The organism is Miniimonas arenae (genome assembly GCF_006351005.1).
In the GTDB taxonomy this organism is placed as follows: Bacteria; Actinomycetota; Actinomycetes; order Actinomycetales; family Beutenbergiaceae; genus Miniimonas; species Miniimonas arenae.
The window spans coordinates 1-13519 of record NZ_VENP01000031.1; the positions used below are offsets into that span (position 1 = coordinate 1).

22 protein-coding genes are annotated in these 13519 nt (G+C 68.7%); all 22 read left to right on the top strand.

Annotated elements, in window-relative coordinates:
- The first annotated feature begins 412 nt into the window (after positions 1-412).
- The 22 genes from rpsL (at position 413) to rplR (ending at position 13504) form a co-directional block, all read left to right on the top strand.
- Positions 413-787 (top strand): 30S ribosomal protein S12, encoded by a 375-nt coding sequence (gene rpsL / locus FH969_RS09065; protein WP_108719189.1) that lies wholly within the window; start codon positions 413-415, stop codon positions 785-787.
- Entirely contained in the window at positions 787-1257 is a 471-nt protein-coding gene (gene rpsG, locus FH969_RS09070; protein WP_108719190.1) for a 30S ribosomal protein S7, read from the top strand. Before rpsL ends, rpsG begins: the two co-directional genes overlap by 1 nt.
- Before the next feature lie 102 nt (positions 1258-1359).
- Positions 1360-3462 carry an elongation factor G gene (gene fusA / locus FH969_RS09075; RefSeq protein ID WP_108719191.1) on the top strand — a complete coding sequence of 701 codons (2103 nt, stop codon included), beginning with the start codon at positions 1360-1362 and terminating at the stop codon, positions 3460-3462.
- Positions 3463-3568: 106 nt separating this feature from the next.
- Complete coding sequence (gene tuf / locus FH969_RS09080; RefSeq protein WP_108719192.1) at positions 3569-4759, top strand: elongation factor Tu; 1191 nt, start codon at positions 3569-3571, stop codon at positions 4757-4759.
- A gap of 498 nt (positions 4760-5257) precedes the next feature.
- Positions 5258-5566, top strand: a complete 309-nt coding sequence (rpsJ, locus tag FH969_RS09085; protein WP_015883628.1) for a 30S ribosomal protein S10 — start codon at positions 5258-5260, stop codon at positions 5564-5566.
- Between the two features lie 11 nt (positions 5567-5577).
- A complete protein-coding gene (gene rplC, locus FH969_RS09090; RefSeq protein ID WP_108719193.1) occupies positions 5578-6240 on the top strand; it encodes a 50S ribosomal protein L3 in 663 nt (220 codons plus the stop codon).
- A 1-nt stretch (position 6241) separates the two neighbouring features.
- Positions 6242-6895 carry a 50S ribosomal protein L4 gene (gene rplD / locus FH969_RS09095; protein ID WP_108719194.1) on the top strand — a complete coding sequence of 218 codons (654 nt, stop codon included), beginning with the start codon at positions 6242-6244 and terminating at the stop codon, positions 6893-6895.
- Complete coding sequence (gene rplW / locus FH969_RS09100) at positions 6892-7194, top strand: 50S ribosomal protein L23 (protein ID WP_108719195.1); 303 nt, start codon at positions 6892-6894, stop codon at positions 7192-7194. Before rplD ends, rplW begins: the two co-directional genes overlap by 4 nt.
- A 32-nt stretch (positions 7195-7226) precedes the next feature.
- Positions 7227-8063 carry a 50S ribosomal protein L2 gene (gene rplB, locus FH969_RS09105; RefSeq protein ID WP_108719196.1) on the top strand — a complete coding sequence of 279 codons (837 nt, stop codon included), beginning with the start codon at positions 7227-7229 and terminating at the stop codon, positions 8061-8063.
- A 15-nt stretch (positions 8064-8078) separates the two neighbouring features.
- On the top strand, positions 8079-8360 hold the full coding sequence (rpsS, locus tag FH969_RS09110; RefSeq protein WP_108719197.1) for a 30S ribosomal protein S19: 282 nt from the start codon (positions 8079-8081) through the stop codon (positions 8358-8360).
- A 49-nt stretch (positions 8361-8409) separates the two neighbouring features.
- The gene (gene rplV, locus FH969_RS09115) at positions 8410-8769 is read left to right on the top strand and encodes a 50S ribosomal protein L22 (RefSeq protein ID WP_108719198.1); all 360 of its coding nucleotides are present in this window, start codon (positions 8410-8412) and stop codon (positions 8767-8769) included.
- Complete coding sequence (gene rpsC / locus FH969_RS09120; protein WP_108719199.1) at positions 8769-9545, top strand: 30S ribosomal protein S3; 777 nt, start codon at positions 8769-8771, stop codon at positions 9543-9545. Before rplV ends, rpsC begins: the two co-directional genes overlap by 1 nt.
- Positions 9546-9550: 5 nt before the next feature.
- A complete protein-coding gene (gene rplP, locus FH969_RS09125; RefSeq protein ID WP_108719200.1) occupies positions 9551-9970 on the top strand; it encodes a 50S ribosomal protein L16 in 420 nt (139 codons plus the stop codon).
- Entirely contained in the window at positions 9970-10209 is a 240-nt protein-coding gene (gene rpmC / locus FH969_RS09130; protein WP_108719201.1) for a 50S ribosomal protein L29, read from the top strand. Before rplP ends, rpmC begins: the two co-directional genes overlap by 1 nt.
- Before the next feature lie 11 nt (positions 10210-10220).
- Positions 10221-10535 (top strand): 30S ribosomal protein S17, encoded by a 315-nt coding sequence (gene rpsQ / locus FH969_RS09135; protein WP_108719202.1) that lies wholly within the window; start codon positions 10221-10223, stop codon positions 10533-10535.
- 79 nt (positions 10536-10614) lie between these two features.
- Positions 10615-10983, top strand: coding sequence for a 50S ribosomal protein L14 (rplN, locus tag FH969_RS09140; protein WP_108719203.1), 369 nt, complete (start codon positions 10615-10617; stop codon positions 10981-10983).
- Between the two features lie 3 nt (positions 10984-10986).
- On the top strand, positions 10987-11334 hold the full coding sequence (rplX, locus tag FH969_RS09145; RefSeq protein WP_108719204.1) for a 50S ribosomal protein L24: 348 nt from the start codon (positions 10987-10989) through the stop codon (positions 11332-11334).
- Between the two features lies 1 nt (position 11335).
- Positions 11336-11920, top strand: coding sequence for a 50S ribosomal protein L5 (gene rplE, locus FH969_RS09150; RefSeq protein ID WP_108719205.1), 585 nt, complete (start codon positions 11336-11338; stop codon positions 11918-11920).
- 1 nt (position 11921) lies between these two features.
- Positions 11922-12107: a type Z 30S ribosomal protein S14 gene (locus tag FH969_RS09155; protein WP_108719206.1), complete on the top strand. Its 186-nt coding sequence runs from the start codon at positions 11922-11924 to the stop codon at positions 12105-12107.
- 69 nt (positions 12108-12176) lie between these two features.
- Complete coding sequence (gene rpsH, locus FH969_RS09160) at positions 12177-12575, top strand: 30S ribosomal protein S8 (protein ID WP_108719207.1); 399 nt, start codon at positions 12177-12179, stop codon at positions 12573-12575.
- Between the two features lie 12 nt (positions 12576-12587).
- Complete coding sequence (gene rplF / locus FH969_RS09165; RefSeq protein WP_108719208.1) at positions 12588-13124, top strand: 50S ribosomal protein L6; 537 nt, start codon at positions 12588-12590, stop codon at positions 13122-13124.
- 2 nt (positions 13125-13126) lie between these two features.
- Positions 13127-13504: a 50S ribosomal protein L18 gene (gene rplR, locus FH969_RS09170; protein WP_108719209.1), complete on the top strand. Its 378-nt coding sequence runs from the start codon at positions 13127-13129 to the stop codon at positions 13502-13504.
- The last annotated feature ends 15 nt before the right edge of the window (positions 13505-13519 follow it).

Sequence of the window (13519 nt, forward strand, 5' to 3'; positions counted from 1 at the left end):
CGTCACCTTCACGGTGACGGCCCGCCGTCGTGCGTCGTGCGTCGTGCTGACGGCGGGGGAGCGGTGGCCGGTGCGCGGAGGCGAGGTTCGCCGTCGGGCCCTTTGCCGCCGCGGCGGGGGAGCGGTGGCGTCCGACTGGCGGGCGCACAGGGCGCCGCGGTTGACCTCGGGCGCGCTGGAGGGTAACCTCGTCTGCGGTGCCCGCACGTTCGGGCCCTTTGCGTGCGCGTGACACCGGCTCATCACGGTTCCCCTCAGGGGTCGGAGCCCGGTCTCACTGAGTGGCTCTGCCACCGGCGCTGCCTCGACCAGCCACGGCTGGGGACGAGTGTGCGCGCGGTGGCGTGCGCTCGATGCGAGGGCCGGTCCGTACGGCAGACCACGAAGTCACCCCTTCGAAGACGGAGACGCAGTGCCCACTATTCAGCAGCTGGTCCGCAAGGGCCGGACGGCGAAGGCCAGCAAGACCAAGACGCCGGCGCTCAAGGGTTCGCCCCAGCGCCGCGGTGTCTGCACGCGCGTGTACACCACGACCCCGAAGAAGCCGAACTCCGCCCTCCGCAAGGTGGCGCGCGTGAAGCTCTCCTCGGGCATCGAGGTCACGGCGTACATTCCCGGCGTCGGCCACAACCTCCAGGAGCACTCGATCGTGCTCGTGCGCGGCGGCCGTGTGAAGGACCTTCCCGGTGTCCGCTACAAGATCGTGCGTGGCGCACTCGACACGCAGGGCGTGCGCGGGCGTCAGCAGGCGCGCAGCCGTTACGGCGCCAAGAAGGAGAAGAAGTAATGCCTCGTAAGGGTCCCGCTCCGAAGCGCCCCATCGTCATCGACCCGGTCTACGGCTCGCCGACGGTCACGCAGCTCGTCAACCGCGTCCTGCTCGACGGCAAGAAGTCCGTCGCGGAGCGCATCGTCTACGACGCCCTCGAGGGTGTGCGCGAGAAGACGCAGGGTGACCCCGCCGTCGTGCTCAAGCGCGCGCTCGACAACGTCCGCCCGTCGCTCGAGGTCAAGTCCCGCCGCGTCGGTGGCTCGACCTACCAGGTGCCGATCGAGGTCCGTCCCGCCCGCGCGACCGCGCTCGCGATGCGCTGGCTCGTGGACTACTCGCGCCAGCGTCGCGAGAAGACCATGACCGAGCGCCTCATGAACGAGATCCTCGACGCCTCCAACGGCCTCGGTGCCGCGGTGAAGCGCCGCGAGGACGTGCACAAGATGGCCGAGTCGAACCGGGCCTTCGCGCACTACCGCTGGTGATTCGGTGCCCGGCGCCTCCTCGGGGGCGCCGGGCCGCCGACCACCCCTCCGGGCCGCTGCCGCGGCCACCCTCCCTGCTCGTCACGAAAGAAGAGAGCATCTGTGGCACTCGACGTGCTGACCGACCTGAACAAGGTCCGCAACATCGGCATCATGGCGCACATCGACGCCGGCAAGACGACGACGACCGAGCGGATCCTGTACTACACCGGCCGTAACTACAAGATCGGCGAGACGCACGACGGCGCCTCGACGACCGACTGGATGGAGCAGGAGAAGGAGCGCGGCATCACGATCACGTCGGCCGCCGTGACCTGCTTCTGGAACGACAACCAGATCAACATCATCGACACGCCGGGTCACGTCGACTTCACGGTCGAGGTCGAGCGCTCGCTGCGCGTGCTCGACGGTGCCGTCGCCGTCTTCGACGGCAAGGAGGGTGTCGAGCCCCAGTCCGAGACCGTGTGGCGTCAGGCCGACAAGTACGACGTGCCGCGCATCTGCTTCGTCAACAAGATGGACAAGCTGGGCGCCGACTTCTACTTCACCGTCGACACCATCGTCTCCCGCCTCGGCGCGAAGCCGCTGGTCATCCAGCTGCCGATCGGGTCCGAGAGCGACTTCGAGGGCGTCGTCGACCTGGTCGAGATGCGTGCGCTGCTCTGGCGCGGCGAGACCGCCATGGGTGCGAACTACACGGTCGAGGAGATCCCGGCCGACCTCCAGGCCAAGGCCGAGGAGTACCGCGCCGCGCTCGTCGAGGCCGTCGCCGAGACGTCCGAGGACCTCATCGAGAAGTACCTCGGCGGCGAGGAGCTGACGGTCGCGGAGCTCAAGGCCGGCATCCGCAAGCTCACGGTCTCCTCGCAGGCCTACCCGGTGCTGTGCGGTTCGGCGTTCAAGAACAAGGGCGTCCAGCCCATGCTCGACGCGGTGGTCGACTACCTGCCGTCCCCGCTGGACGTGCCGGCCGTCGAGGGCCACGACGTGCGCGACGAGGAGAAGATCCTCGAGCGTCACCCGTCGGTCGACGACCCGTTCTCCGCGCTCGCGTTCAAGATCGCCGTGCACCCGTTCTTCGGCAAGCTCACGTTCGTGCGCATCTACTCCGGCTCGGTCACCCCGGGCCAGCAGGTGCTCAACGCGACGAAGGGCAAGAAGGAGCGCGTGGGCAAGCTGTTCCAGATGCACGCGAACAAGGAGATCCCGATCGACAGCGCGACTGCCGGTCACATCTACGCGTTCATCGGGCTGAAGGACGTCACCACCGGTGACACGCTCTGCGACATCGCGAACCCGATCGTGCTCGAGTCCATGACGTTCCCGGACCCGGTCATCGAGGTCGCGATCGAGCCGAAGACGAAGGGTGACCAGGAGAAGCTCTCCGTGGCCATCCAGAAGCTGGCCGAGGAGGACCCGACGTTCCAGGTCCAGCTCGACCAGGACACCGGCCAGACCGTGATCAAGGGCATGGGCGAGCTCCACCTCGACATCCTCGTGGACCGCATGCGGCGCGAGTTCAAGGTCGAGGCGAACGTCGGCAAGCCGCAGGTCGCCTACCGCGAGACCATCCGCCGCAAGGTGGAGAAGGTCGACTACACGCACAAGAAGCAGACCGGTGGGTCCGGCCAGTTCGCCAAGGTCCAGGTGACCTTCGAGCCGCTGGACACGACCGACGGCCAGATGTACGAGTTCGTCAACGCCGTGACCGGTGGTCGCGTGCCGCGCGAGTACATCCCCAGCGTGGACGCCGGCATCCAGGACGCGCTGCAGGCCGGCGTGCTCGCGGGCTACCCGCTCGTCGGGGTCAAGGCGACGCTGATCGACGGCGCCTACCACGAGGTCGACTCCTCGGAGATGGCCTTCAAGATCGCCGGCTCGATGGTGCTCAAGGAGGGTGTCCGCAAGGCGGACCCCGTGCTCCTCGAGCCGCTCATGGACGTCGAGGTGCGCACGCCCGAGGAGTACATGGGTGACGTCATCGGCGATCTGAACTCCCGGCGTGGCCAGATCCAGTCGATGAGCGACGCGTCGGGCGTTAAGGTTGTCCGCGCACTGGTGCCGCTGTCGGAGCTGTTCGGCTACATCGGCGACCTGCGGTCGAAGACCCAGGGTCGCGCGGTGTACTCGATGCAGTTCGACAGCTACGCCGAGGTTCCTCGGAACGTCGCCGAGGAGATCATCAAGAAGACCCGGGGCGAGTAGTCCCACGGGGCGTCAGCTCCACCCGATTCACCAACCGACCCGTAGGGACACCGCCAGCAGGACACCTGCCCGGTGAAGCAACTACCCGAGTTCCAGGAGGAACGAAGTGGCGAAGGCCAAGTTCGAGCGGACCAAGCCGCACGTCAACATCGGCACGATCGGTCACGTCGACCACGGCAAGACGACGCTGACCGCTGCCATCTCCAAGGTCCTGCACGACAAGTTCCCGGACCTGAACCCCTTCACGCCTTTCGACGAGATCGACAAGGCGCCCGAGGAGAAGCAGCGCGGCATCACGATCAACATCGCGCACGTGGAGTACCAGACGGCCGCGCGGCACTACGCGCACGTCGACGCTCCCGGTCACGCCGACTACATCAAGAACATGATCACCGGTGCGGCGCAGATGGACGGCGCCATCCTGGTGGTCGCGGCGACCGACGGCCCGATGGCCCAGACGCGTGAGCACGTGCTGCTCGCCAAGCAGGTCGGCGTGCCGTACCTGCTCGTCGCGCTCAACAAGTCCGACATGGTCGACGACGAGGAGATCCTCGAGCTCGTCGAGATGGAGGTCCGTGAGCTGCTGTCCGCGCAGGGCTTCGACGGCGACAACGCGCCGGTCGTGCGCGTCTCCGGCCTCAAGGCCCTCGAGGGTGACCCGGAGTGGGTCAAGACCGTCGAGGAGCTCATGGACGCCGTGGACGAGAACGTCCCGGAGCCCGTGCGTGACATGGACAAGCCGTTCCTCATGCCGATCGAGGACGTCTTCACCATCACCGGCCGCGGCACCGTCGTGACCGGCAAGGTCGAGCGCGGCAAGCTGCCGATCAACTCCGAGGTCGAGATCGTGGGTCTGCGTTCCCCGCAGAAGACCACTGTCACCGGCATCGAGATGTTCCACAAGCAGATGGACGAGGCGTGGGCCGGCGAGAACTGCGGTCTGCTCCTGCGCGGCACCAAGCGTGACGACGTCGAGCGCGGCCAGGTCGTCGTGAAGCCCGGCTCGGTCACCCCGCACACGCAGTTCGTGGGCCAGGCCTACATCCTGAAGAAGGAGGAGGGCGGCCGCCACAACCCCTTCTACACGAACTACCGTCCGCAGTTCTACATCCGCACCACCGACGTCACCGGCGTCATCTCGCTGCCCGAGGGCACCGAGATGGTCCTGCCCGGCGACACCACCGAGATGACGGTCGAGCTCATCCAGCCGATCGCCCTCGAGGAGGGCCAGGGCTTCGCCATTCGCGAGGGTGGCCGCACGGTCGGTTCGGGCACGGTCACCAAGATCCTCAAGTGACCCCGACCCCCGCGAGGGGGTGTGCGGCGCACTGAGCGTCGCGACCGGGCGAGGGCCCGGCGGCACGACTGCCGCCGGGCCCTCGCGCCGTGTCGGGCCGGCCCTGCGGGGGGCCCTCGCGCCGGGGCGTGGTCGATCTCACCCCTGCGAGGCGGCGCACGGTCGGCCGCTGGCCCGTCCCGAGTGGCGCGATCCCGGGGGATGTGGCAGACTGTCCAGGTTGCCTCGTGGGAACGAGGCTCGTGCGTGCGCGCTGGGCACCGCGACGAGCGGCTCGACAGAGTCGGTCGGAGCAGTCCGCGCGGTGCGCTCGGGTCTCGACCCGGCAGCCATCGCGGTTCTCGGCCCCCGGGCCGACGGGCCACAGACCCCGACTCGAGTACCGACTCGCTGCGCGAGTGCGCGGCGCTGGGGTAGGTCGCAACGGCGACACGCCCGAGCGCGGGGGTCGGTCAAGCAGTTCAACGAGCGGTAACGACGAGAGAGAGTCAGACAGCCATGGCGGGACAGAAGATCCGCATCCGGCTCAAGTCCTACGACCACGAGGTCATCGACAGCTCGGCGCGCAAGATCGTCGACACGGTGACCCGGGCCGGTGCGACGGTGGTGGGCCCGGTGCCGCTGCCGACCGAGAAGAACGTGTTCTGCGTGATCCGTTCTCCGCACAAGTACAAGGACAGCCGCGACCACTTCGAGATGCGCACCCACAAGCGCCTCATCGACATCATCGACCCGACGCCCAAGGCCGTCGACTCGCTCATGCGTCTCGACCTGCCGGCCGACGTCAACATCGAGATCAAGCTGTAGAGGTTCCGATCATGACTTCCACCACTTCCGCCGCGTCCGCCGTGACGGCGCTGCTCGGGACGAAGCTCGGGATGACCCAGGTCTGGGACGGTGCCGGCAAGCTCGTGCCCGTCACCGTCGTCCAGGTCGGGACCAACGTCGTCTCGGCCGTGCGCACGCCGGAGACGGACGGGTACTCCGCCGTCCAGCTGGCCTTCGGCCAGATCGACCCGCGCAAGGTCACCCAGCCCGTCAAGGGCCACTTTGCCAAGGCCGGCCTCACGCCGCGTCGCCACGTCGCGGAGGTCCGCACGGCGGACGCCGCCGACTTCGCCCCCGGTCAGGAGCTGACCGCCGAGGTGTTCGAGGCCGGCGCGCGCGTCGACGTCATCGGCACCACGAAGGGCAAGGGCACCGCCGGCGTCATGAAGCGCCACGGCTTCTCCGGTGTCGGCGCCTCGCACGGTGCGCACCGCAACCACCGCAAGCCGGGCTCGATCGGTGGCGCCTCCACGCCGTCGCGCGTGTTCCGTGGCCTTCGGATGGCCGGTCGGATGGGCAACGCCCGCAAGACCGTCCACAACCTCACGATCCACTCCGTCGACGCGGCGGCCGGTCTGCTGCTGGTCGCGGGCTCGGTGCCCGGCGCCAAGGGCTCGCTCGTCGTCGTCCGCTCCGCAGTGAAGGGAGCCTGAGATGACCACCATCGACGTCATCGACGCCGGGGGCGCGAAGTCCGGCACGGCCGAGCTGCCCGCCGAGGTGTTCGACGTGACGACCAACGTCCCGCTGATCCACCAGGTCGTCGTCGCCCAGCTCGCTGCGGCGCGCCAGGGCACGCACAAGACCAAGACGCGCGGCGAGGTTCGCGGCGGCGGCAAGAAGCCCTACAAGCAGAAGGGCACCGGCCGCGCCCGTCAGGGCTCGACCCGCGCTCCTCAGTTCGCCGGCGGTGGCGTCGTGCACGGTCCCGTGCCGCGCGACTACAGCCAGCGCACCCCCAAGAAGATGAAGGCCGCCGCCCTGCGGGGCGCGCTCTCGGATCGCGCTCGCGCGGGCCGCGTGCACGTGGTCTCCGGCTTCGTGACCGACGTCGCGTCCACCAAGGACGCGCTGGCCACGCTCCGCTCCGCGACCGCCTCGGCGCGCGTCCTCACGGTCGTGTCGCGCGGGGAGGACCTCGCCTGGCTGAGCCTGCGCAACGCCCCCGAGGTGCACCTCATCACGCCCGACCAGCTGAACACCTACGACGTCCTCGTCAACGACGACGTCGTGTTCACCTCGGCCGCGCTCGAGGCGTTCCTCGCGAACGCCGGGGGCCCCGCTGACGTGAAGGAGGACGCCAAGTGAGCGCCACCGTCGGGAAGGACCCCCGCGACATCCTGCTCGCGCCGGTCGTGTCCGAGAAGAGCTACGGCCTGCTCGACGCGGGCAAGTACACGTTCCTCGTCCACCCGGACGCCAACAAGACCGAGATCAAGATCGCGGTCGAGCAGGTGTTCGGCGTGAAGGTCGCCGACGTCAACACGATGAACCGACCGGGCAAGACCCGTCGGACGCGTAACGGCCTCGGCAAGCGCAAGGACACCAAGCGCGCGATCGTCACGCTGCGCGAGGGCTCGATCGACATCTTCGGCACCGGCGCCTGAGCCCCCGGCCGAGGAAGAAGGACTGCTGAGTCATGGGAATCCGTAAGTACAAGCCGACGACGCCGGGCCGGCGCGGTTCGTCCGTCGCCGACTTCGTCGAGATCACCCGGTCGGAGCCTGAGAAGTCGCTGGTCCGCCCGCTCTCCAAGAGCGGCGGCCGCAACTCCACCGGCCGCGTGACGTCCCGCCACAAGGGTGGCGGTCACAAGCGCGCCTACCGCGTGATCGACTTCCGTCGTCACGACAAGGACGGCGTGCCCGCCAAGGTCGCGCACATCGAGTACGACCCGAACCGCACGGCGCGCATCGCGCTGCTGCACTACGCCGACGGCGAGAAGCGCTACATCATCGCGCCGAACCGTCTGCAGCAGGGTGACCGCATCGAGCAGGGGCCCGGGGCCGACATCAAGCCCGGCAACAACCTGCCGCTGCGCAACATTCCCACCGGTACGGTCATCCACGCCGTGGAGCTGCGTCCCGGCGGCGGCGCCAAGATCGCCCGGTCCGCCGGCGTCTCGGTGCAGCTCGTCGCGAAGGACGGCCCCTACGCCCAGCTGCGCATGCCGTCCGGCGAGATCCGCAACGTCGACGTGCGCTGCCGCGCGACGGTCGGCGAGGTCGGCAACGCCGAGCAGTCGAACATCAACTGGGGCAAGGCCGGCCGCATGCGCTGGAAGGGCAAGCGCCCCACCGTCCGTGGTGTCGCCATGAACCCGGTCGACCACCCGCACGGTGGTGGTGAGGGCAAGACCTCCGGTGGGCGCCACCCGGTCAGCCCCTGGGGTCAGCCCGAGGGCCGCACCCGTCGCCCGGGCAAGCCGAGCGACAAGCTCATCGTGCGCCGTCGGCGTACCGGCAAGAAGCGCTGATAGGGAGTACGGAGCATGCCTCGCAGCCTGAAGAAGGGCCCGTTCGTCGACGGCCACCTGCAGAAGAAGGTGGACGTGCAGAACGAGAAGGGCACGAAGAACGTCATCAAGACGTGGTCGCGCCGCTCGATGATCACGCCGGACTTCCTCGGCCACACGTTCGCGGTGCACGACGGCCGCAAGCACGTCCCGGTCTTCGTGACCGAGTCGATGGTCGGGCACAAGCTCGGTGAGTTCGCCCCGACGCGTACCTACCGTGGACACGACAAGGACGACCGGAAGGCGCGCCGCCGCTGACCTCGGTCAGCACGCGGAGCCCTGACGGCCAGAGAAGAAGGACAGACACATGGAAGCCAAGGCGCAGGCGCGGTACGTCCGCGTCACGCCCCAGAAGGCTCGCCGCGTCGTGGACACCATCCGTGGCAAGCGAGCCGAGGAGGCCGTGGCCCAGCTCGGGTTCGCCCCGCAGGCGGTGGCGGTCGACGTGCGCAAGCTCGTCTCGAGCGCGATCGCGAACGCTCGCGTGAAGGCCGATGCCGCCAGCGAGCGGTTCGACCCGAGCGAGCTCGTCATCGCGGAGGCGTTCGTCGACGAGGGCCCGACCCTGAAGCGGATCCGTCCGCGCGCTCAGGGTCGTGCCAACCGCGTCCTCAAGCGCACCAGCCACATCACGGTGATCGTGGCGTCGAAGGAAGGGGCTCGCTGATGGGTCAGAAGGTCAACCCGCTCGGGTTCCGGCTCGGCATCACCACCGAGCACCGCTCCAAGTGGTTCGCGGACTCGACCAAGCCGGGTCAGCGCTACCGCGACTTCGTGCGCGAGGACGTGCAGATCCGCAAGCTCCTGACCACCGGTCTCGAGCGCGCCGGCATCGCCAAGGTGCAGATCGAGCGCACGCGTGACCGCGTGTCCGTGACGCTCTACACCGCGCGTCCTGGCATCGTCATCGGTCGCCGTGGCGCCGAGGCCGAGCGTCTGCGCGGTGAGCTGGAGAAGCTCACCGGCAAGCAGGTCACGCTCAACATCCTCGAGGCCACCAACCCCGAGCTCAACGCCCAGCTCGTCGCGCAGGGCATCGCCGAGCAGCTCGCCAGCCGTGTCGCGTTCCGTCGCGCCATGCGCAAGGGCATCCAGTCCGCGCAGCGCGCGGGTGCCAAGGGCATCCGGGTGCAGTGCGCGGGCCGTCTCGGCGGCGCCGAGATGAGCCGCAAGGAGTTCTACCGCGAGGGTCGCGTCCCGCTGCACACGCTGCGCGCGAACATCGACTACGGCTTCTTCGAGGCTCGTACCACCTTCGGCCGCATCGGCGTGAAGGTGTGGATCTACAAGGGCGACCAGACGGAGCGCGAGTACGCGGCCGAGCAGGCCGGTCAGGCTCCCCGTCCGCGGCGCGGTTCCGACCGCCCGCGTGGCCGTCGCGACGAGGCCCAGGCGGCTCCGGCCGCTGCGGAGGCCTCGGCAGGCACCGGAACGGAGGGCTGAGCACCATGCTTATCCCACGGCGGACCAAGCACCGCAAGCAGCACCACCCCCGTCGCACGGGGGCCGCCACGGGCGGCACCGCGATCTCGTTCGGCGACTTCGGCATCCAGGCCGTCGAGGGCGGGTACCTCACGAACCGCCAGATCGAGGCGGCTCGTATCGCGATGACCCGTCACATCAAGCGTGGCGGAAAGGTGTGGATCAACGTCTACCCCGACCGCCCGCTCACCAAGAAGCCGGCCGAGACCCGCATGGGTTCCGGCAAGGGCTCCGTGGAGTGGTGGATCGCCAACATCAAGCCCGGCCGGATGCTGTTCGAGCTCGCCGGCGTTCCTGAGCCGCTGGCTCGCGAGGCCATGCGCCGCGCCCAGCACAAGCTCCCGATGAAGACCCGCTTCGTGCGGCGCGAGGGTGGTGACCTGTGATGGCAGTGGGTTCGAAGGACCTGCAGGCATCCGAGCTGGACGGCATGGACGACGAGCGTCTCGTCGCCGAGCTCCGCAAGGCCAAGGACGAGCTCTTCCACCTCCGGTTCGCCTCGGCGACCGGTCAGCTGGAGAGCCACGGCCGGCTCAAGGAGGTCCGTCGCGACATCGCCCGGATCTACACGATCCTGCGCGAGCGTGAGCTCGGCATCCGTACCGCTCCGACGAGCGTGAAGTGAGCGAGGAAGCAATGGCGAAGGACGAGACGGTTCAGGCCGTCGAGAGCACCGAGGACCACCTCGGGCACGGTGGTGACCGGAACTACCGCAAGACGCGGCAGGGCTACGTCGTCAGCGACAAGATGACCAAGACCGTCGTGGTCGAGCTCGAGGACCGGGTCAAGCACCCGCTCTACGGCAAGGTCATCCGCCGCACCACCAAGGTGAAGGCGCACGACGAGGAGCAGGTGGCCGGCATCGGCGACCTCGTCCTCATCATGGAGACGCGGCCGCTGTCCGCCACCAAGCGGTGGCGTGTGGTGGAGATCCTCGAGAAGGCCCGCTGACCAGTCAATATCCGTTCGGCCAGGCTGGTGGTTGCCTCGAGCAGCTGCCGAGAACCGGCACGACGACAGGAGCAGTTTCATGATCCAGCAGGAGTCGCGACTCAAGGTCGCCGACAACACGGGTGCGAAGGAGATCCTCTGCATCCGCGTTCTCGGCGGTTCGGGCCGTCGCTACGCCGGCATCGGTGACGTCATCGTCGCCACCGTCAAGGACGCCATCCCCGGCGGCAACGTCAAGAAGGGCGACGTCGTCAAGGCCGTGGTGGTTCGTACCCGCAAGGAGCGCCGTCGTGCCGACGGTTCCTACATCCGCTTCGACGAGAACGCGGCCGTCATCCTCAAGGCCGACGGCGAGCCTCGTGGTACCCGCATCTTCGGCCCGGTGGGCCGCGAGCTGCGTGACAAGAAGTTCATGCGCATCGTGTCGCTCGCCCCGGAGGTGATCTGAGAGATGGCGAAGATCAAGAAGGGCGACCTCGTCGTCGTGATCTCCGGCAGCCGTAACGACCGTGGCAAGCAGGGCCGCGTGCTCGAGGTGCTCACGGAGAGCAACCGCATCGTGGTCGAGGGCGTCCGCCGCGTCACGAAGCACACCAAGGTGTCGCAGACCCAGCGCGGGTCCCGCACCGGTGGCATCGAGACCGTCGAGGCCCCGATCCACATCAGCAACGTGATGCTGGTCGACCCGGAGACCAAGAAGGGCACCCGGGTGGGCTACCGCACCGAGGAAGTCGAGCGCGACGGCCGCAAGCGCACCGTTCGGGTGCGCGTCGCGAAGCGCTCCGGTAAGGACGTGTGAGATGACCGAGACGCTTCAGGAGACGGTCGCGGAGGAGAAGGTCGCTCCGCGGCTGAAGACCCGCTACCGCGAGGAGATCGTCCCCGCCCTGCGCGAGGAGTTCGCGTACGCGAACGTCATGCAGGTCCCCGGCCTCGTCAAGGTCGTGGTGAACATGGGTGTGGGGGACGCCGCGCGCGACTCCAAGCTCATCGACGGCGCCGTGCGCGACCTGTCGCTCATCACGGGTCAGAAGCCGCAGGTCACCAAGGCCCGCAAGTCCATCGCGCAGTTCAAGCTGCGCGAGGGTCAGCCGATCGGCGCGCACACCACGCTGCGCGGTGACCGGATGTGGGAGTTCGTGGACAGGCTGCTGTCGATCGCGCTCCCGCGCATCCGTGACTTCCGCGGGCTGGAGCCCAAGCAGTTCGACGGTCGCGGGAACTACACGTTCGGGCTCACCGAGCAGTCGATGTTCCACGAGATCGACCAGGACTCGATCGACCGCGTGCGCGGCATGGACATCACCGTGGTGACCACCGCGACGACCGACGACGAGGGCCGGTCGCTGCTGCGCCGCCTCGGCTTCCCGTTCAAGGAGAACTGACATGGCGAAGACCGCCCTGGTGCAGAAGGCCGCCGCGAAGCCGAAGTTCGGCGTCCGCGCGTACACGCGGTGCAACCGCTGCGGGCGTCCCCGCTCGGTGTACCGCAAGTTCGGCCTGTGCCGCATCTGCCTGCGCGAGATGGCCCTGGCGGGTCAGCTCCCGGGCATCACCAAGAGCAGCTGGTAACACGACTACGCCGCAGGTTCCCCACCCGCTGAGGTGGGGGAAACCACGGCGAGGAAGGGCGAAGGCCCGATGACGATGACAGACCCGATCGCAGACATGCTCACGCGTCTGCGCAACGCGAACTCCGCGTACCACGAGTCGGTGACCATGCCGTACTCGAAGCTCAAGTCGCGCATCGCCGAGATCCTCCAGGCGGAGGGCTACATCTCGGGGTGGCGCGTCGAGGACGCCGAGGTCGGCAAGAACCTCGTGCTGTCCCTCAAGTACGGCCCGCACCGCGAGCGCTCGCTCGCCGGCGTGCGCCGGGTGTCCAAGCCCGGTCTGCGGGTGTACGCCAAGTCGACCAACCTGCCCCAGGTGCTCGGCGGCCTCGGGGTGGCGATCCTGTCCACCTCCTCGGGTCTGCTGACGGACCGTCAGGCGGCAACGAAGGGCGTGGGTGGGGAAGTCCTCGCCTACGTCTGGTAAAGGAGGAGAACCATGTCGCGCATCGGAAAGGTCCCGGTCGTGGTTCCCGCCGCCGTCGACGTCACGCTCGCCGACGGCGTCGTGACGGTCAAGGGCCCCAAGGGCACGCTGGCGCACACGATCCCCTCGACCATTACGGTCGAGCACACCGACGGCACCCTCGTGGTGACCCGTGAGAACGACGAGCGCACCGCGCGGTCGCTCCACGGCCTCACCCGGACGCTGCTGGCCAACCTGGTCACGGGCGTCACCGAGGGCTACGAGAAGAAGCTCGAGATCGTCGGCACCGGTTACCGCGTGGCGGCCAAGGGCAGCGACCTCGAGTTCGCGCTCGGCTTCAGCCACCCGGTCACCGTCAAGGCGCCGGAGGGCATCACCTTCGCCGTCGAGTCCCCGACCAAGTTCTCGGTCGTGGGCATCGACAAGCAGCAGGTGGGCGAGGTCGCCGCCAACATCAGGAAGATCCGCAAGCCGGAGCCCTACAAGGGCAAGGGCGTGCGGTACGCGGGCGAGCAGGTCCGCCGCAAGGTCGGAAAGGCTGGTAAGTGACCATGGCTGTCTCCATCAAGTCGGCCGGGAAGTCCAAGGCCACGGCGCGTCAGCGCCGCCACCTCCGGCTGCGCAAGCGCATCGCCGGCACGTCCGAGCGTCCGCGCCTGGTCGTCACCCGCAGCGCGCGGCACATCGTCGCGCAGCTCGTGGACGACTCCACCGGCACCACGATCGCCTCGGCCTCGACGCTCGAGGCCGACCTGCGCGCCAACACCGACGCCAAGGTCGACAAGGCGAAGGTCGTCGGCGGCCTGGTGGCCAAGCGCGCTGCCGCCGCCGGCGTCACCGTGGCGGTGTTCGACCGGGGTGGCAACGCCTACCACGGTCGCGTCGCAGCCGTCGCCGACGGCGCCCGCGAGGGAGGCCTGACGCTGTGATGACCCAGAAGCAGG